This is a genomic window from Nocardiopsis yanglingensis (assembly GCF_045809185.1).
In the GTDB taxonomy this organism is placed as follows: Bacteria; Pseudomonadota; Gammaproteobacteria; order Xanthomonadales; family Xanthomonadaceae; genus Stenotrophomonas; species Stenotrophomonas yanglingensis.
The window spans coordinates 112,413-129,149 of the sequence record NZ_JBJNRH010000008.1 but is presented as its reverse complement, the minus strand read 5'-3'; the positions used below and the strand labels follow the sequence as shown (position 1 = coordinate 129,149).

The 16,737-nt window shown below is 65.6% G+C and carries 17 protein-coding genes; 9 read left to right on the top strand and 8 right to left on the bottom strand.

Annotation, left to right across the window (positions count from 1 at the left end):
• Window positions 1-144: 144 nt before the first annotated feature.
• Window positions 145-1,524 (bottom strand): hypothetical protein, encoded by a 1,380-nt coding sequence (locus ACJ7C5_RS12740; RefSeq protein ID WP_412704112.1) that lies wholly within the window; start codon window positions 1,522-1,524, stop codon window positions 145-147.
• Between the two features lie 166 nt (window positions 1,525-1,690).
• Here ACJ7C5_RS12740 and ACJ7C5_RS12735 point away from each other — a divergent pair, with 166 nt between their 5' ends.
• Window positions 1,691-2,191 (top strand): tetratricopeptide repeat protein, encoded by a 501-nt coding sequence (locus ACJ7C5_RS12735; protein ID WP_412704111.1) that lies wholly within the window; start codon window positions 1,691-1,693, stop codon window positions 2,189-2,191.
• Between the two features lie 38 nt (window positions 2,192-2,229).
• On the top strand, window positions 2,230-3,012 hold the full coding sequence (locus ACJ7C5_RS12730) for a 3-hydroxybutyrate dehydrogenase (protein WP_412704110.1): 783 nt from the start codon (window positions 2,230-2,232) through the stop codon (window positions 3,010-3,012).
• Here the strand turns inward: ACJ7C5_RS12730 and ACJ7C5_RS12725 are convergent.
• The 4 genes from ACJ7C5_RS12725 to ACJ7C5_RS12710 all read right to left on the bottom strand — a co-directional run bounded on the left by ACJ7C5_RS12725 (window position 3,009) and on the right by ACJ7C5_RS12710 (window position 5,143).
• Window positions 3,009-3,773, bottom strand: coding sequence for a COG4705 family protein (locus ACJ7C5_RS12725; protein ID WP_412704109.1), 765 nt, complete (start codon window positions 3,771-3,773; stop codon window positions 3,009-3,011). The two genes, ACJ7C5_RS12730 and ACJ7C5_RS12725, sit on opposite strands and share 4 nt — an antisense overlap.
• A 101-nt stretch (window positions 3,774-3,874) precedes the next feature.
• Window positions 3,875-4,342 carry an SRPBCC family protein gene (locus tag ACJ7C5_RS12720; protein ID WP_094001836.1) on the bottom strand — a complete coding sequence of 156 codons (468 nt, stop codon included), beginning with the start codon at window positions 4,340-4,342 and terminating at the stop codon, window positions 3,875-3,877.
• Window positions 4,343-4,344: 2 nt separating this feature from the next.
• Window positions 4,345-4,677, bottom strand: coding sequence for an ArsR/SmtB family transcription factor (locus tag ACJ7C5_RS12715; protein ID WP_094001837.1), 333 nt, complete (start codon window positions 4,675-4,677; stop codon window positions 4,345-4,347).
• A gap of 10 nt (window positions 4,678-4,687) precedes the next feature.
• Window positions 4,688-5,143 (bottom strand): SRPBCC family protein, encoded by a 456-nt coding sequence (locus ACJ7C5_RS12710; protein WP_412704108.1) that lies wholly within the window; start codon window positions 5,141-5,143, stop codon window positions 4,688-4,690.
• A 206-nt stretch (window positions 5,144-5,349) separates the two neighbouring features.
• On the opposite strand from ACJ7C5_RS12710, the gene ACJ7C5_RS12705 reads away from it, so the two are divergent.
• A complete protein-coding gene (locus ACJ7C5_RS12705; RefSeq protein ID WP_412704107.1) occupies window positions 5,350-7,119 on the top strand; it encodes an oleate hydratase in 1,770 nt (589 codons plus the stop codon).
• 48 nt (window positions 7,120-7,167) lie between these two features.
• On the opposite strand, the gene ACJ7C5_RS12700 is transcribed toward ACJ7C5_RS12705, so the two are convergent.
• Window positions 7,168-8,007, bottom strand: a complete 840-nt coding sequence (locus ACJ7C5_RS12700; protein ID WP_412704106.1) for an oxidoreductase — start codon at window positions 8,005-8,007, stop codon at window positions 7,168-7,170.
• Between the two features lie 108 nt (window positions 8,008-8,115).
• Here ACJ7C5_RS12700 and ACJ7C5_RS12695 point away from each other — a divergent pair, with 108 nt between their 5' ends.
• The 3 genes from ACJ7C5_RS12695 to ACJ7C5_RS12685 all read left to right on the top strand — a co-directional run bounded on the left by ACJ7C5_RS12695 (window position 8,116) and on the right by ACJ7C5_RS12685 (window position 10,347).
• Window positions 8,116-9,060, top strand: coding sequence for an AraC family transcriptional regulator (locus ACJ7C5_RS12695; protein ID WP_412704105.1), 945 nt, complete (start codon window positions 8,116-8,118; stop codon window positions 9,058-9,060).
• 108 nt (window positions 9,061-9,168) lie between these two features.
• The gene (locus ACJ7C5_RS12690) at window positions 9,169-9,756 is read left to right on the top strand and encodes a TetR/AcrR family transcriptional regulator (protein WP_412704104.1); all 588 of its coding nucleotides are present in this window, start codon (window positions 9,169-9,171) and stop codon (window positions 9,754-9,756) included.
• 90 nt (window positions 9,757-9,846) lie between these two features.
• Window positions 9,847-10,347, top strand: coding sequence for a hypothetical protein (locus tag ACJ7C5_RS12685; protein WP_412704103.1), 501 nt, complete (start codon window positions 9,847-9,849; stop codon window positions 10,345-10,347).
• An 18-nt stretch (window positions 10,348-10,365) separates the two neighbouring features.
• Here the strand turns inward: ACJ7C5_RS12685 and ACJ7C5_RS12680 are convergent, their stop codons facing one another.
• Window positions 10,366-11,610, bottom strand: a complete 1,245-nt coding sequence (locus ACJ7C5_RS12680; protein WP_412704102.1) for a hypothetical protein — start codon at window positions 11,608-11,610, stop codon at window positions 10,366-10,368.
• A gap of 79 nt (window positions 11,611-11,689) precedes the next feature.
• Entirely contained in the window at window positions 11,690-12,691 is a 1,002-nt protein-coding gene (ftrA, locus tag ACJ7C5_RS12675; RefSeq protein WP_412704101.1) for a transcriptional regulator FtrA, read from the bottom strand.
• Between the two features lie 312 nt (window positions 12,692-13,003).
• Here ftrA and ACJ7C5_RS12670 point away from each other — a divergent pair, with 312 nt between their 5' ends.
• From ACJ7C5_RS12670 to ACJ7C5_RS12660, 3 genes are all read left to right on the top strand, one after another.
• A complete protein-coding gene (locus ACJ7C5_RS12670) occupies window positions 13,004-15,580 on the top strand; it encodes a TonB-dependent receptor plug domain-containing protein (RefSeq protein ID WP_412704100.1) in 2,577 nt (858 codons plus the stop codon).
• Window positions 15,581-15,632: 52 nt separating this feature from the next.
• The gene (gene msuE / locus ACJ7C5_RS12665; RefSeq protein WP_412704099.1) at window positions 15,633-16,214 is read left to right on the top strand and encodes an FMN reductase; all 582 of its coding nucleotides are present in this window, start codon (window positions 15,633-15,635) and stop codon (window positions 16,212-16,214) included.
• 157 nt (window positions 16,215-16,371) lie between these two features.
• Window positions 16,372-16,734 carry a DUF3088 family protein gene (locus ACJ7C5_RS12660; RefSeq protein ID WP_012510830.1) on the top strand — a complete coding sequence of 121 codons (363 nt, stop codon included), beginning with the start codon at window positions 16,372-16,374 and terminating at the stop codon, window positions 16,732-16,734.
• Window positions 16,735-16,737 lie beyond the last annotated feature (3 nt).

Below are 16,737 nucleotides of genomic sequence, written 5' to 3'. Positions count from 1 at the left end.
CCTTGTACGACAGAATTTGGCCAATTCTACCCATGCTGACGGGGCGTAAGCGACATCTCGCCCTTCATTCGCCTGGAAGCAACAAGGGCGCCAATGGGCGCCCTTGTTGATGAAGCGATCAGGCGATGGATGCCCGTGGAGGCATCAGCCCCGGCACCTCGGCGTGCCACCTGCCACACAGCTTGCCCGCCAATGCTCCCAGGCCTTGGCGTCGATGCTGGCCTTCATCGCGATGCCCTGCAGCTCCGCCCAGCTCTTCGGCGAAGGCGAGGCCAGCAGCCCGCGCATGAAGGCCTGCATTTTCACTTCGCCCACCTGCTTCTCCAACGAGAGCAGCAGCAAGGGCGCATAGACGTAGCGATACATCTCGCCCAGATCCGAGTTTCCGTCGATGGCATCGAACGCCGGCAGCGGCTTCTCCTGCTTTTCGATGGCCGATTGCAGTCGCGCGATGTAGCGATCCGCCGCGGTATCGCCACTGATCTCGCGCAGCGCCTTGATCGAGAGGAACTCGGCGCTAGACTCCAGCAGCACCCAGAAGTAGGGACCCTGCGGACGGTTCAGCGTGCCGAAGTAGTAGTGGCCCATTTCGTGTGCGATGTACTGCACGCGCCGCTCGGCCTTCTCGCCACCGGCCAGCAGTGAATCGGCCACGTTGCCGATGCTGCCGCTCATGGCGATGGTCGGCCAGGTGGCAAAGCCCCATTCGCTGCCCTCGCGGTCGCGCTCGATCTGGTTGAGCGTGACCATGCGCAGGAAGGTGGGGCGGTCGACCAGCGGCACGCCCATGTAGCGGCTGTGCACGTCGGCTATTTTCTGCACCGTGCTGGACAGTGCATCGACCTTCGCCGGGGGCAGGGTCTCGTTGAGGATCGTGACCTGCGCGGTGCGGGTGGTCGGGCCGCTGCCGCCGAACAGCAGGATCGGCCGCGCGTTGTCGCTGCGGAAGCGACCCTGCGCACCTTCGATGGCTGGGCTGCCGTTGAGATACAGGAAGCGGCAGCCGTTGCAGTCCACCTGCAGGTCGTAGCGGCTTTCGCTGCTGCGCACGCGGGCCTTGGGGTCGAACGCCTGCGGCAACCATGCGGACTGCTCGGTGAAGCGGGCGCTGTCGCCGTTGAAGGCCATCATGCCTTTGAAGTCGCCCAGGGCGTCGTGCTTCGGGTACAGCGGGAACGCGCCTACGTACTGCACGCAAAGCGTGGCGGTGGGCTCGGCCAGGGTGTAGACACGCGCCTCGCCGTCCACGCCCGGGTCGTACCAGCCATCGAACCCTACCGGCTTGCCGTCACCGTCGGTGACCCGCGCGACGTTCAGGCCGGCGTTGAGCACGAACGAGCCCTTTGATGCGGCTGGGAGGTTGGATACGCAGACATCGCCTTCGACGCGGCCACTGGCAATATCCAGCCGCACGCCGCCCGTGGTGAACGGCGTGGCCGGTTGCGCGGTCGGTGCGGCCACGCTGGTGGCGGGGGCGAACAGTGCGATCAGGGCGGCGGGCAGCAGGGCGGTGCAGAGGTTCATCGGGCCATCCTTGGGTGGATGGCGTTGACTATAGGGCCAACATCGAGGGACGCGGAGAGTCTTCTGGTCACCCGGTCTTGTGGGGCTGGCGGAATACCCTGGCATGGTGCAGGCATAATGCCGGCGGGGCGAACGGATGCCCGCGAAGAGGAAGGACGCCTGCGCCATGACGAACATGCCCACCCAGCTCACGACCGACTTCGATGCGGTGCTCGACCGTGGTGACATTGCCGAGGCGCGGCGGCTGCTCGCTCCGCCTCTTGCGCGAGGCTGTGCCGAAGCGTTGTTCCTTTCTTCTTCGATACCTGCTGGCGAGGACGATGCACATCTAGAGGCGGACAGCTTCACGACCCTCAATCGGGCCGCAGAGAAGGGTTACATCCCGGCCATCTACTCGATGGGGCTGTGCCTGCTGATGGGTGACGGCGTTGAGCAGGACGTCACGCGGGCGGCCGCGCATTTTGAGCGGGCATCGGAGGCCGGGTATCCGTCGGCCATGTACGAGTTTGGCCTGGCGCTGTTCCATGGCAAGGGTGTGGCCAGGGACGTACCACGTGCGGTGTACCTGATCCGCGCTTCGGCGCAGGGTGGGAATGAGTACGCCAGGGAGTTCCTGTTGGTATTCATTGGGCGTGGACGCGTAGAACGTGGGTGCGGGGGCCGGTGACGTTACACTGGCTGCCTACGCCCGATGGAAGCTCGCCGATGTTCAGTGGAAAGGTTGCGGTGGTCACCGGCTCCACCAGCGGTATCGGTCTTGGCATCGCCACGGCGCTGGCGCGGCAGGGTGCCGACATCGTGCTGAATGGCTTCGGCGATGCAGCGGAAATCGAGCGCCTCCGTTCCCGGTTGGAAGCCGAGTTCGGCGTGCGGGTGGCGCATGATGGCGCCGACCTGTCCCGTGGCGAGGCAGTGCGCGGAATGATCGCCCACGCCGTTTCGACGATGGGGCGCATCGACATCCTGGTGAACAACGCGGGCATCCAGCACACCGCGTCGATCGACGAGTTTCCCGTAGAGAAGTGGGATGCGATCCTGGCGCTGAATCTCTCGGCGGTGTTCCATGCGACGGCGGCGGCCTTGCCCTATATGAAGCAGCAGGGCGCCGGTCGCATCATCAACATCGCATCCGTGCACGGGTTGGTGGGCTCGGTGAACAAGTCGGCCTACGTGGCGGCCAAGCATGGCGTGGTGGGATTCACCAAGGTGACCGCGCTGGAGAATGCGGGCTCTGGCATCACCGCCAATGCGATCTGCCCGGGCTGGGTGCGGACGGCGCTGGTCGAGCAGCAGATCACCGCGTTGGCCGAGCGCGAAGGCACGGATCAGGAGACCGCTGCGCGTGCGCTGCTGGCTGAAAAACAGCCGTCGTTGCAGTTCGTGACGCCCGAGCAGCTGGGCGAGATGGTGGTGTTCCTGGCCTCGGACGCTGCGGCGCAGATCACCGGCACGGCGTTGCCGGTGGATGGTGGCTGGACGGCGCGCTAGCCAGCGGGCTGTGCGCGCCGCTGCAGCATCGGCAGTGCCACCAGCGTGGCGAGAATGGTGAACAGCACCAGCGACGAGCCCACCGTGCCGAAGCCCAGGCCGCCCTTTTCCAATGGCTTGGTGAGCAGGTCGCCGAAGGTGGCACCGAACGGGCGGGTGAGCACGAAGGCGATCCAGAACAGGATGACTCGGTTGATGCCCTTGATGCGGGTGGCCAGCGCGGTAAGCGCGATGAGGCTGCCGATGAGCAGTGCGCCGCCAGTGAAGCCCAGCCCGGAATCGTCGGCGAGGAAGTCGCCCAGGGCGGTGCCCAGCGTGTTGGAGACCAGCACGGCGGTCCAGTAGAAGCCTTCGGCGCGACGCGATGCGATGTTGCTGACCGAGATCGACTTCTCCGATACCCGCCAAGCCAGCAGCACCAGCGCCAGACAGCCGGCGAGCAGGCTGGCGCCGGTCGCGTAGCCGAGCCCAAGCGTGCGGTCGATCAGGTCCGACATCGTAGTGCCGGCGGTGCTGGTAGCCAGCACCACCGACCAGAACAGCACTGGGTGGAAGCGCCGCGCCGACAGCTGCACGGCCAGCAGGACGGCGAAGATCGCCAGCAGGATGGCCGAGCTGGCCACGTAGCCCAGGTTGAGCGTCATCGACAGCAGGTCGCCGGCGGTCTCGCCGAGAGTGGTGGCGGCGATCTTCATCACCCAGAAGCCGAGGGTGACCGCCGCCACTTTGCTGTGCAGGGAATCTGTGTCTGAAGCACTCATCGAACGTCGCCAGGGAAGCCTGTGGGCGATCGTGTCGGTGCGCGCGTCGGAACGCGGTCGAAGCGGCCTTCGTTTTGTGTCAACCGATTGCCGTGGTTCAGCTAGACGGCCGCACTCGGCTTGGCAAACACATCCAGTCCCTTGCCGGTTTCCAGCAGCGACTTCAGGCTCGACAGCACGATAGGCCAGCCCTGGCGGATGCCGGTATCCATGCCGCTGCCGGGTTCCAGTTCGTCGTGGGTGACGGTCAGACGCACCATGTCCTGGTAGGGCACGATATCGAAGGTGACGCGGCTGTAGGCGTCCGGGTTGTCGGCCTGCGAAGCGGCGGCCCAGGTGATGACCAGCCGCGAGGGTGGGGTGCTTTCCACCACTTCGCCCACCAGTTCGACCGAGCGTGTTTCGTTGGCGCGCACGTGCTGCCAGCGCGAGCCGGGTTTCCAGTCCGAAACGTTTTCGTGGCCCCAGTAGCGGCTGGCGATCTCGGGCCGAGTGATGGCCTCGAACACCTTCTGCGGCGTGGAGGCGATGTAGATCACGTGGATGAAGCGGGTGGACTCTGCGGACATCGTCATTCTCCTTCCAGTTCGCGTTTCAGGTCATGCAGCAGGCTCAGGCGCTGCTGCTCGAACTTGCGTACCCAGCGCTCGTAGACTTCATGCAGCGGCACCGGGTTGATGAAGTGCAGCTTCTCGCGGCCGCGGCGCACAGTGCTGATCAGGTTGGCGTCTTCCAGCAGGCCCAGGTGCTGGGTGACCGATTGCCGGGCCATGTCCAGGTGCTCGCACAGCTGGCCGAGCGTCTGCCCGTTGTCTGTGCAGAGCAGGTCCAGCAGGGTCCTGCGCGTGGGGTCGGCCAGTGCCTTGAAGACCTTGTCTGCGTCGCGCACGTTGTCTACCGCCATGGGGATGTCTTCAATTCCAGTTGTCGATCCTGACGTCGTGTGGGTTGGGCTGGCCCTTGCCGGTTTCAAGCAGCGCCTTCAAGCTCATCAGGAACACCGCCCATTTGGTGCTGCAGTGGGAGGTGAATTCGACGCGCTCTTTCCAGCCTTCGTGGGTGAACAGGACGATGCAGTAGTCGCCTTCCTGTTTGAGTTTGAAGCGCACATGGGTGCCGATCCATTCGTTGGGGCCGGCGAGGAACTGCCAGAGCACGAGTGCATCCGGGATGAGCTGCTCAAGTTTCATTTCCATGGCGCCGATTTCCTGGCCGTTGGCGGTGAAACGTGCCCTGACCGTACCGCCGATGTTGCGGTCGCCATGGGTGTCTTCGGCCCACCAGGCGGCCACGCCTTCGGGGGTGGCCAGCGCCTGATACACCTGGTTTGCGGGGGCCTTGATGCCGACCCGATGTGCGATATCCACCATTGCAGGTTCCTCGCGATGGGCCGGCAGGCGCCGCCCTTGAGTGGAATATATGCAGGTAAATGCCTGCATGTCAAATGTGGTCGTTTGGAGGGGCTTGCCAGGCATGGCCTGGCACTACTGCGTCACTGGGTCGCAGGCGGGCTGAAGCATGAGGGACACGGGTTCGGCGCTAGAGTGGGATGACCCCCTCCAGGAAGGAGCAGCGTATGTACTACAGCAGTGGCAATTACGAAGCCTTCGCGCGCCCGCGCAAGCCCGCCGGTGTCGATGGCAAGCGCGCATGGTTCGTGGGTTCTGGCCTGGCCTCGCTGGCCGGTGCCGCGTTCCTGGTGCGCGACGGCCGCATGGCCGGTGAGCGCATCACCATTCTCGAGCAGCAGCAGATTGCCGGCGGCGCGCTGGATGGCCTGAAGGTGCCGGAGAAGGGCTTCGTGATCCGCGGCGGCCGCGAGATGGAAGACCATTTCGAGTGTCTGTGGGACCTGTTCCGCTCGATTCCGTCGCTGGAGATTGAAGATGCCAGCGTGCTGGACGAGTTCTACTGGTTGAACAAGGATGATCCGAACTATTCGCTGCAGCGGGCCACGATCAATCGCGGCGCAGATGCACACACCGACGGCCTGTTCACCCTGACCGAGCAGGCGCAGAAGGACATCATCGCGCTGTTCCTGGCCACCCGGCAGGAGATGGAGAACAAGCGCATCGACGAGGTGCTGGGCCGTGATTTCCTGGACAGCAACTTCTGGCTGTACTGGCGCACCATGTTCGCGTTCGAGGAGTGGCATTCGGCGCTGGAGATGAAGCTGTACCTGCACCGCTTCATCCACCACATCGGCGGCTTGCCGGATTTCTCGGCGCTGAAGTTCACCAAGTACAACCAGTACGAATCGCTGGTGCTGCCGCTGGTGAAGTGGCTGCAGGACGAGGGCGTGGTGTTCCAGTACGCCACCGAGGTGACCGACGTCGACTTCGATCTGGCGGCCGGCCGCAAGCAGGCCACGCGCATCCACTGGACGCGTGAGGGCGTGACGGGCAGTGTGGATCTGAGCGCGGATGACCTTGTCTTCATGACGATCGGTTCGTTGACCGAGAATTCGGATAACGGCGATCACCACACTGCTGCGCGCTTGAATGAAGGCGCGGCGCCGGCCTGGGACCTGTGGCGCCGCATCGCCGCGAAGGACGAGGCCTTTGGCCGCCCAGATGTATTCGGCGCGCACATTCCGCAGACCAAGTGGGAATCGGCGACGGTGACCACGCTGGATGCGCGCATCCCGGCCTACATCGAGAAGATCGCCAAGCGCGACCCGTTCAGTGGCAAGGTGGTGACCGGCGGCATCGTCAGCGTGCGCGATTCGCGCTGGTTGATGAGCTGGACGGTGAACCGCCAGCCGCATTTCAAGAACCAGCCCAAGGACCAGATCGTGGTCTGGGTGTACTCACTGTTCGTCGATACGCCCGGGGATTACGTGAAGAAGCCGATGCAGGACTGCACCGGCGAGGAGATCACCCGCGAGTGGCTGTATCACCTGGGCGTGCCGGTGGAGGAGATCGATGAGTTGGCCGCGACCGGCGCGAAGACGGTACCGGTGATGATGCCGTACATCACCGCGTTCTTCATGCCGCGCCAGGCCGGTGACCGCCCGGACGTGGTGCCGGAGGGGGCGGTGAACTTCGCCTTCATCGGCCAGTTTGCCGAATCGAAGCAGCGCGACTGCATCTTCACCACCGAGTATTCGGTGCGCACACCGATGGAAGCGGTGTACACCCTGCTGGGTATCGAGCGCGGCGTGCCGGAGGTGTTCAATTCCACCTATGACGTGCGCTCGTTGCTGGCGGCGACCGGTCGCCTGCGCGATGGCAAGGAACTGGATATTCCTGGGCCGGCGTTCCTGCGTAACCTGCTGATGAACAAGCTGGACAAGACCCAGATCGGTGGCTTGCTGCGCGAGTTCAAGCTGGTGCAGGAGGACTGAGCGGGTGGAATGGAGGCAGCCGATGAAACCATCGGCTGCCTCCGGGCCTCAAACCGCGCCGTCGGTCGAACGGCTCAGATGTTCCCAGGTATCGATGCTGCCGGCCATCGACGCCAGCTTCGCCCGTACCAGCTGCAGTGCATCACTGCCCAGCAGCAGGTGGCTGGGCGGCGCGTCGCTGTCGATGACCTGCAGCATGGCCTGCGCAGCCTTCAGCGGATCACCGAGCTGGTGGCCACTCTTTGCCTCGCGCGCGCTGCGGATGGGATCGAACAGCGCGTCGTAGTCGTCAATGCTGCGCGGTGCCCGCGCCATCGAGCGGCCTGCCCAGTCGGTGCGGAAGGAACCCGGCGCGACGGCCGTGACGTGGATACCAAACGGCGCGACTTCCTTGCCAAGCACTTCGCTGATGCCTTCCAGTGCGAACTTGCTGCCGCAGTACCAGGCGATGCCGGGCATCGTGATGAATCCGCCCATGGAGGTGATGTTGAGGATGTGGCCGCGGCGGCGCGCGCGCATGTGCGGCAGCACGGCCTTGATCAGCGCGGCCGGGCCGAACACGTTCACGTCGAACTGCTGCCGCAGCTCGGCGAGCGTGGATTCCTCGAGGATGCCTTCGTGACCGTAGCCGGCGTTGTTGACCAGCACGTCGATGGCGCCGACGTTTGTTTCGATATCGGCGACGAGCGCATCGATGGTGGCGCTATCGGTTACGTCCAGCAGGCGGCCAAACGCGCGGCCGGGCGCCAGCGTTTCGAACGCCTGGCGGGCGGGTTCGTTGCGCACGGTGCCGACCACGCGATGGCCGGACAGCAGCGCCTGCTGGGCAAGGGCACGGCCAAATCCGCTGCTGACGCCGGTGATGAGGAGAAGGTGGGTGGAGGGCATGAGGGGGTACTTGTGGTGGACAGGGCTTGCACGTTAGTGCTTGAACGGTGCCCGCCCCAGGCCTAGGATTCGTCCATTCTTGCCTATTGCTCTGGAGCGCCTGTGCCGGTGGTCGATTCCCTGCAGTGGCAGGTGCAGGCACGCATGGTCGGCCTGCTGAAGACGCTGGCGGTGGAGGAGGGCTATACGCTCACGCCGCTGCCCGGGGTGCGGCTGCTGCGCTCCGACCGGCCTTTGGCACGCACGCCGGTGCTGTATGACCCCGGCATCGTGATCGTCTGCCAAGGCGTGAAGCGCGGCTACCTGGGCGGGCAGGTCTACCAGTACGACGCGCAGCACTATCTGGCGGTGTCGGTGCCGGTGCCGTTCACGATGGAAACCGATGCCTCTGCAGAGGCGCCGCTGCTGGCGATCTACCTGCATCTGGATCTGCAGTTGGCCGCGGATCTGTTGATTGAACTGGGCGAACAGGCGGGCACATCGGAGGCACCGGCACAGAGCATGATGTCCAGCCTGATGCAGGCGCCGATGCAGGCCACGGTGCTGCGTCTGCTGGAGGCGCTGGCTGACCCGTTGGAGGCTGCCGTGCTCGGGCCGGCGCTGGTGCGTGAGGTGTACTTCCGCGTATTTACCGGGGCACAGGGCGGCGCAATGCGCGAGGCGCTGGCCATGCGTGGGCGCTTCGGCAGCATCGGCCGGGTGCTGCGCACGATCCATGCGGGATATGCCACCGCCCTGGACGTGGGACAACTGGCCACCGAAGCGGGCATGAGCGTGGCGACGTTCCACGACCACTTCCGCGCGATCACCGGCACGTCGCCGATGCAGTACGTGAAGTCGACCCGCCTGCACCAGGCGCGGCTGCTGATGCTACGGCAGGGAATGACCGCCGAAGCGGCATCGTTGGCGGTGGGATATGCCAGCCCGTCCCAGTTCAACCGCGAGTTCAAGCGCCTGTTCGCGCTGCCGCCGGCGGCCGAGGTTGCGCGGATGCGGCGCAGTTTTGCGCTGCCACCGCCGCCAGCGGATGCGCTGTACGTGTCTTCGCATTGAGCGGCGGCCGGGGATTCACCGGCTTTCTCGACATGCCGGCCAGCGGCCGGCACTACCAGGGAATCTGAGTGGTTGACAGTGCGTCTACCTACTAGTAGGTTAATTGCCATGAAAGAGTCGCTCTCACCCAAGGCCCAGGAGATCCTGGCGCATGCCCGATCGCTGCTGGAAACCGGTGGTTACAACGGCTTCAGCTATGCCGACGTGTCGGCGCGGGTGAACATCAGCAAGGCCAGCATCCACCATCATTTCCCCAGCAAGGCGGACCTGGTGCGCACGGTAGTGGAAATTTACCGAGCCGAGGCGCGCGAAGGCCTGGCGCTGCTGGACCGGCAGCTGGGCGATCCGTTGCAGGAGCTCAATGCCTATGTGGACTACTGGTCCAGCTGCATTGCGGGTGGCACGTCGTCGTTCTGCATCTGCGCGATGCTGGCCGCCGAAGCGCCGATGATTCCGGCGGAGATCGCCGAGGAAGTGCGCGGCCATTTCGAGGATCTGAGCGGCTGGCTGGCGGTGACCCTGGAGAAGGGCGCTGCCATGGGTCAACTGCAGTTGCAGGGCTCGGCGGCCGATGAGGCCAAGGCGTTCATGTCATCGGTGCACGGCGCCATGCTGGCTGCGCGCGGCTTCGGTGATGCGGCCACGTTCGCGACGCTGGCCCGGCTGGCCATCGCGCGGGTGAGCGCGGCCGCCTGACGTTTGTGTGATGGGCCTGCGGTTACGCGGGCCTTTTTTGGGTTTGCATGCCTACCTACTAGTAGGTTTAATTCATCAACGGAGAGAGCCATGGCCCATCCCCTTTCCCTTCTCGGAGCGATCCATACCGCCATCAGCCTGGTGCCGATCCTGGCCGGCCTGTACGGCCTCATCCGCCACCGGGCAATCGACCCCGGCACGCGCTCGGGCAAGGTTTATCTGATTGGCCTGGTGCTGTCGGTGGCGACCTCGTTCACCGTCTCCAGCACAGGCGGGCTCAATCCAGGCCATGCCTTCGGCGTGATCGTGCTGCTGGTGGCGTTCGGCGGAGTTCTGGCGGCACGCCTACGCTGGCTGGGACGCTCGGCGCGCTATCTGTCGACGTTCGCGTTGTCCTTCAGTTTCCTGCTGTCGCTGGTGCCGGGTGTGAACGAAACGCTGACCCGCTTGCCGGTGGGCCACCCTGTTGCCGCCGCACCGCTGGCGCCGGTGATACAGCAGACGCTGCTGGGGTGTGCGGTGGTGTTTGCGATCGGCTTTCTGGCGCAGTGCTGGATGATTCATGAGCGCAGCGTACGCGCGCGTGGCTGACAGCGCCGCCGCCGGGCGTCAGTCAGCCAGCACGGTGTCGGCGCCTTCGCCGTAGGTGGCGCGGGCGCTGCCACACCGCGCGTGGGCCGCGGCACTGGCCGGCAGGCCGGTGGCCTTGATGCCGCGCCGAGAATCGCCGTCAAACACCTCGGCGTAGCGCTCTGCGGCCAGCGCATCATCGGGCAGCACGTACAGCAGAACGCGCTGCAAGGTTGATTGACCCTGCAGTGGCTGCGGTTGCCGGAAGGTGGGCACCTGCACGCGCGCGCTGTGCCATTGCGTGGGCGCAGCGACGGTCTGCCAGCGCACCCGCAGCGGCAGGTCGAGCGACATCAGCGCGACACCGGCAGGAAAGCCGTAGGCGGTGCAATCGACGGGCGCGACCGGGATGCTCGCAATGGCCCTGTCGCCGATATCCAGTGCGATGCCATTGACTTCCATCCGCACGATCGGCGCGCTGCCGTAGTTGTGGATCTTGAACAGCACCAGGCCTTCGAAGCGGCTGCGCTCCAGCTCGTCGGCGGTGAGACCGCTGAGGCGTGCCAGCGTGGGCGCGACCTCCACATGATCGCTGTAGTGGTAATAGAGGTGCACGAGCTCTGGTGTGCCCGTGCGGCGCCATCCGGCGTTGAACGGCGTGGTGTCCGGATACGCCTGGCGGACCAGTGGCACATCGGTGACGGCGCGATCTCCGGACGGCGTGGCGTAGCGGTAGTGGTCAACGGAGCGCTTCAGGCGTGCGTCTTCGTACGGGAACGCGCGGTCTGCGTCGGACTGCGTGTTGGGGTAGCGGTGGAAGGCCATGAAGCGCTCGGGCGTGTCGCCCTGCATGGGCAGGTCCGGACCAGCGCCGGAGCCGGTGGACGCATACGGTGAGGTGTCCAGCCACAGGGGCTGCCCGCTGAGGTTGATATGCATCTCCGCGATGGGCGCACGCGAGCCACCGGCAACGCTGTCCCAACTGCGTTGCAGGGAGAGCCACACGGGGACGATGAGCAGGGCCGCGGTGGTCGGTGCGAACATCAACGCGTGTACACGGCCTGGCACGCGCCCGCGCTGCCGCACCATGTAGCGCAGCCACACCAGCAGCAGGACCAGCAGCAGCGGGAGGCCGACCCAGATCGCGACGGTGGCCAGCGCCACGATGCCCCAGCCCAGGTTGGGCGTTGCCACCGCTATGAGTGAGAGCGCGGCGATCAGCACGGCCAGCAGCAGCGACACGCCGATGCCAACGCGGTAGGGCCTGCAGGGGCTGTCAGTCATCACCGTTCCATCGGCAGTGTGGGGCGTGCCCCTATAGTGCAGCGGTGGTGATGGCGTGGAAAGTCGGGAACGAGGGCGCTCAGCAGCCAACCAGGCGGTCGGCACCGATGCCGCTGCGATGATGGCTGCGGTACTCGGTCGGGCTGGCGTCGGCCTGGCTGCGGAAATGGCGGCGGAACGACTCCTGCGAACCAAAGCCGGCCTGCTCGGCGATCCACTGCAGCGGCCGGTCGGTGGTTTCCAGCAGTTCGCGCGCGAAGGCCACGCGCTCGCGGATCAGCCAGTCGATCGGTGACAGCCCGGTGGCTTCCAGGAACTGCCGCTGCAGGGTGCGTTGGCTCAACGCGGCCTGCTCGGCGAGGCTGCCAAGTGAATGCGGTTCACGCAGGTTGCGGCGCATCCATTCCATCAGTTTCGCAAGACGTGTCGGTTCCCCGTTGGGGATCGCGCGGCTGACGCGCTGGCTGCGTCCAGCATCACGCCAGGGCGCCAGCACCAGCCGTTCGGCCACCAGGTTGGCCACGCGCGCACCGTAATCCTTGCGCACCATGTGCAGCATCATATCCATGCCGGTGGCCGAGCCGGCCGAGGTGATGATGCTGCCGGTATCCACGTACAGCACATCCTCGCGCACATCGATGCGCGGGAACTCGCGTGCCAACGCTTCGGTGAGGCGCCAATGGGTGGTGGCCTGGCGGCCATCGAGCAGACCGGCCCAGGCCAGCACGAAGGCACCGGAGCAGATCGAAGCGATGCGTGCGCCGCGTGCGTGGGCGCGGATGAGTGCATCGAGCAGGGCCTGCGGAGGACGTTCGCTGGGTTCGCGCCAACCGGGGATGACGATGATGTCGGCGTCTTCAACGGCGTCGAGCGAGTAGGGCAGCTGCACCTGGGTGCTGCCGAGCATGCGCAGTGCGCCGGGCTCGCCTGCGCACAGCTGGGTGCGGTACCAGGCCACGCCCAACTCGGGCCTTATCGGCGCGAACAGGCCCACCGCACAGCCGAACTCGAACAGCCCCTGGCCGTGGCAGGCAACGATGGCGACGAGCGGCGCGGTGGGATCGGTGGGTGGGCTGGGCATGGCCTGATGCTACGGGTGGAGGTGCGCGCCGCAGAGTGGTGCGCGGGCATGAGGTGATGCCTGCGGAGCATGTAGAGCCGAGCCATGCTCGGCTGCTCTTTGTGGCTCAATTGAATGGGCTTCGTCTGGCATTGAGCCGAGCATGGCTCGGCTCTACAGAGAGCAGTGCGCCGGTGCAGGCCGCCTAACGTCATTACCAGCGGTCATGTGGGTGGCCGGATGTTACGGCTGGGTGACGCGATCCCGCCTGTCGCGGTGGGTGAACAGGCCCTTGAATGGAAGCGTGTTTCCGGCCCACCCCCACGAGCCCCCATGCCTGCCGCCTACGCCCCAGTCCTGAGCACTCTTGCCGTCCTGATCACGGCCGCCCTCGCTGCATCGCCCAGCCATGCGGCGGAAGCCGATGCAGACCCTGCCACCACTGCAGCCACCGCCAATGTGGCGGCTTCCACGCTGGATGCGGTGGTGGTCACCGGTTCGCGCACCAGCACGCGCACGGTGAAGAACAGCTCCACGCCCATCGATGTGATTTCCGCCGAAGATCTTGCGGCAACCGGCCAGGGCAACCTGCTCGAAGCCCTGCAGCGCAGCCTGCCGTCGCTGAGCCAGATCGGCGGCTACCAGAGCGACCAGGAAAGCCTCATCCGCGGCTATCAGCTGCGCAACCTGTCACCGGGCTACACGCTGGTACTGGTCAACGGCAAGCGCCGCAATGCCAGTGCCTATGTGAGCGGTGCCAATGGGGGCGGCTTCCCCGGACATGCCTGGGCCGACCTGGCGCTGATTCCGGTCTCGGCCATCGACCACGTGGAAGTGCTGCGCGATGGCGCTTCGGCCATCTACGGCTCGGATGCGATCACCGGCGTGGTCAACGTGATCCTGAAATCGCAGGCGCACGGTGGCGAGTTTGCCGTGGAAAGCGGGCAGAGCATCGATGGTGATGGTTCGCGTACCAGCGTGCGCGCCAACGTCGGCCTGCCGTGGGGCGAGGATGGCTTCGTCAACCTGTCCGGTGAGACCACCCGCCAGCACCATGCGATCCGCACCCGCCGCTACATCGATGGCTACCTGAGCTACCCGGCGGTGGATGGCAACGGCAATCTGGTGGCGCTGCGGCCGAACAATCGACTGCCTGCAGGTGCCACGCCGAACCCGGCTGAGGCCAACCGCAATGCCGAGGCCAACACCATCCTCAGCTCGCCGTCGTATGCGTTGAAGGCCTTCGCAGTGAACGTGGGCCATGGCCTGGGCGACAGCGCGCAGTTCTACGCCAATGCTACGGCCAGCGATCGCACCGCACAGGCGATCCAGAATTTCCGTCTGCCGGCGACCATCTTCACCACCTACAAGGCCCCCGGCGTACTGAGCGTGTTTCCCGACGGCTTCCTGCCGGTGCTGGAAACCAAGGAGAAGCAGTACACCGGTACGGCCGGTGTGAAAGGCCAGATCGCGGGTTGGGACTACGACGCCAGCCTGACCAGCAACCGCAGCACGTTGCGCACCTACACGCGCAATTCGGTGAATTACTCGCTGCCGTACCCCGGCTCGCCCACCGACTTCTACGACGGCAAGCTGGACTACCAGCAGGGGATCGCCAACCTGGACCTGCGGCGTGGCTTCGAGGTGGCGGCGTTCGCCTCGCCGCTGGAGGTCAGCGCCGGCGCCGAGTACCAGCATGAACAGTACGAGCGCGGGGCAGGGCAGTGGGAGTCGTATACCGGCTTCGGTGCGGCGGCCTTCGTCGGCTATTCCACTGCGGACGCGGTGAAGGCGACCCGCAACAGCAAGGCGGTGTACGCGGGTGCGGCCACCAACATCACCTCGCGCTGGTACCTGGATGCGGCCGCGCGCTGGGAGGACCATTCCGACTTCGGCAGTGTCTCTACCGGCCGCCTGACCACGCGATTCGACTTCACCGACGCGCTGGGTGTGCGCGCCACGGTCAGCAACGGATTCCATGCGCCCAGCCTGGGCGCGCAGTTCTACCAGGCCACCGGCAGCTGCCCGTGCGGCACCACGCTGGTGGCGCAGGTGTCTTCGCCGGCGGCGATCGCGTTGGGCGCAACACCGCTGAAGCCGGAAAAGGCCACCAACTACAGCCTGGGCGTGACCTGGGACCCGAGCCCGGCGTTCCATCTGGCAGTGGATGCCTACCAGATCGACATCCGCGGCCAGCTCGGTCAGTCCAGCCAGATCGGCTACAACGCGCAGGATCCGGCCCGCATCACCGACAACAGCGGCACCGTACTGAGCGCGGCGCAGAAGAACACCATCGATGCGCTGCTGGGTTCGGCCGGCATCAGCATCCTGCCTGGCGATGCGTTCTATGCCAGCTATTTCACCAACGTGGGCAATACCCGCACGCGCGGTGTCGAGCTGACCCTGGAAGCGAACCAGGAAACGGCGTGGGGCAAGCTGCGCTGGAGCTACGCGGCCAACGTCGGTCGCACCACCATCCAGAAGGTCAGCGACATTCCGGCGGCACTGCAGGGTTTGCCGAACATCAACCTGCTGACCAAGTCCAGCGAGTACGCGCTGCGCTTCCGCACGCCCAGCTATACGCAGGTGGCGGGACTGGGTTGGCAGAACGGACGCTGGCGTTCGAACCTGGACTTCACCTACTACGGCCCGATCAAGCGCCTGAACAACGGCGTGGAGTACAAGCAGCCGCCGGTGCTGGTGACCAATCTTTCCGGTGGCGTGGAACTGGGCGCGGGCTGGAGTGCGGCGCTGGGCATCAACAACGTGTTCGACAAGCGAACCCGCAAGGTGCCGGAGTACGCGCGCAGTGCCACCGATGTGGCCAGCATCGAGACCACGTGGGATAGCGGCGATGTGCTGAGCAACATCGGTGCGTATTGGTACGGGCGGGTCAGTTACCGGTTTTGAGGTTCACGCCAAAGGCGGCCGGACCTAGTCCGGCATCATCGAGGAGCAGTTCATGTCTTCTGCATTGAAGGTGGTTGCATTGGTGGGGTCGCCGACCAGCTCGGCGACATCGCGCACGTTGCTGCTGGTGCGGCATCTGCTGGCGTCGCTGCAGCAGCGCGTGCATGCCAGCGTGGAGCTGGTGGAGCTGGCGCCGATCGCGCGTTCGCTGGGCCAGTCACTGGCGCGGGGTGAAGTGGAGCCGGCAGTGGAGCAGGCATTGCAGACCATCGAGGGGGCGGAGCTGCTGGTGGTGGCCGCGCCGGTGTATCGCGGCTCGTATCCCGGGCTGTTCAAACACCTGGTCGACTTCATCGAGCTGGAGGCACTGGTGGATACGCCGGTGCTGCTGGCAGCCACCGGCGGCAGCGAGCGGCATGCACTGGTGATCGACCACCAGCTGCGGCCGTTGTTCAGTTTCCTGCAGGCGCACACGCTGCCGATCGGGGCGTATGCCACACCGGCCGACTTTGAGGGCGAGCACATCAGCAGTGTGGCCTTGCAGGCGCGCATCGAACTGGCGACCGAGCGTGCAGCGGGGCATCTGGCCACGCAGGCACTGGCGGTAGCGGCGCCGCTGCGACGTATTGCCTGACGCCATAACCGGCGGCGCTTTGCTTATGGCTACGGCGCATCTGCATGGCCGGATCTGACCGCCGATTGTCGCCAGCCGTCGCTGCTGCGGCTGCCGGCATCTCTAGCATCGATATCGAAGCGGCATCGTATTGCCGGCCCCGATGAGGACGACCCCTGTGACTTTCGACGCAGCAAGCAAACCCATCCTGTTCCTGCTCGATCGTGAGTTCGAGGACGGCCAGATTCCCGGCCAGCGCTTCTTCTGCCGGCACAGCCTGCTGCTGGAAGGGGCGCTGTCGAGCATCGACGGCCTGGACGCGCAGCTCGACGTGCGCCGCATCGGCTTCGCGCGACCGCGCCGTGAGGTGATCGCCGAAATTGGCGAGCAGGACCAGTCGCTGCCGAAGCTGGTGCTGCCGCAGGGCGTGCGTAGCGAACTGGCCAGTGGCGCACACCAGGACCGCCAGTACATCTCCGGTGCCGAACCGATTCTGGCCGCGCTGAATGGTTTGCTCGGCATTCCCGTGGCCCACCCCTGAGCG

What these genes read in the sequence shown, in the direction of transcription:
- ACJ7C5_RS12740 (WP_412704112.1), bottom strand. Translation starts at nt 1,524, where the DNA reads ATGAACCTCTGCACCGCCCTGCTGCCCGCCGCCCTGATCGCACTGTTC.
- ACJ7C5_RS12735 (WP_412704111.1), top strand. Translation starts at nt 1,691, where the DNA reads ATGACGAACATGCCCACCCAGCTCACGACCGACTTCGATGCGGTGCTC.
- ACJ7C5_RS12730 (WP_412704110.1), top strand. Translation starts at nt 2,230, where the DNA reads ATGTTCAGTGGAAAGGTTGCGGTGGTCACCGGCTCCACCAGCGGTATC.
- ACJ7C5_RS12725 (WP_412704109.1), bottom strand. Translation starts at nt 3,773, where the DNA reads ATGAGTGCTTCAGACACAGATTCCCTGCACAGCAAAGTGGCGGCGGTC.
- ACJ7C5_RS12720 (WP_094001836.1), bottom strand. Translation starts at nt 4,342, where the DNA reads ATGTCCGCAGAGTCCACCCGCTTCATCCACGTGATCTACATCGCCTCC.
- ACJ7C5_RS12715 (WP_094001837.1), bottom strand. Translation starts at nt 4,677, where the DNA reads ATGGCGGTAGACAACGTGCGCGACGCAGACAAGGTCTTCAAGGCACTG.
- ACJ7C5_RS12710 (WP_412704108.1), bottom strand. Translation starts at nt 5,143, where the DNA reads ATGGTGGATATCGCACATCGGGTCGGCATCAAGGCCCCCGCAAACCAG.
- ACJ7C5_RS12705 (WP_412704107.1), top strand. Translation starts at nt 5,350, where the DNA reads ATGTACTACAGCAGTGGCAATTACGAAGCCTTCGCGCGCCCGCGCAAG.
- ACJ7C5_RS12700 (WP_412704106.1), bottom strand. Translation starts at nt 8,007, where the DNA reads ATGCCCTCCACCCACCTTCTCCTCATCACCGGCGTCAGCAGCGGATTT.
- ACJ7C5_RS12690 (WP_412704104.1), top strand. Translation starts at nt 9,169, where the DNA reads ATGAAAGAGTCGCTCTCACCCAAGGCCCAGGAGATCCTGGCGCATGCC.
- ACJ7C5_RS12685 (WP_412704103.1), top strand. Translation starts at nt 9,847, where the DNA reads ATGGCCCATCCCCTTTCCCTTCTCGGAGCGATCCATACCGCCATCAGC.
- ACJ7C5_RS12680 (WP_412704102.1), bottom strand. Translation starts at nt 11,610, where the DNA reads ATGACTGACAGCCCCTGCAGGCCCTACCGCGTTGGCATCGGCGTGTCG.
- ftrA (WP_412704101.1), bottom strand. Translation starts at nt 12,691, where the DNA reads ATGCCCAGCCCACCCACCGATCCCACCGCGCCGCTCGTCGCCATCGTT.
- ACJ7C5_RS12670 (WP_412704100.1), top strand. Translation starts at nt 13,004, where the DNA reads ATGCCTGCCGCCTACGCCCCAGTCCTGAGCACTCTTGCCGTCCTGATC.
- msuE (WP_412704099.1), top strand. Translation starts at nt 15,633, where the DNA reads ATGTCTTCTGCATTGAAGGTGGTTGCATTGGTGGGGTCGCCGACCAGC.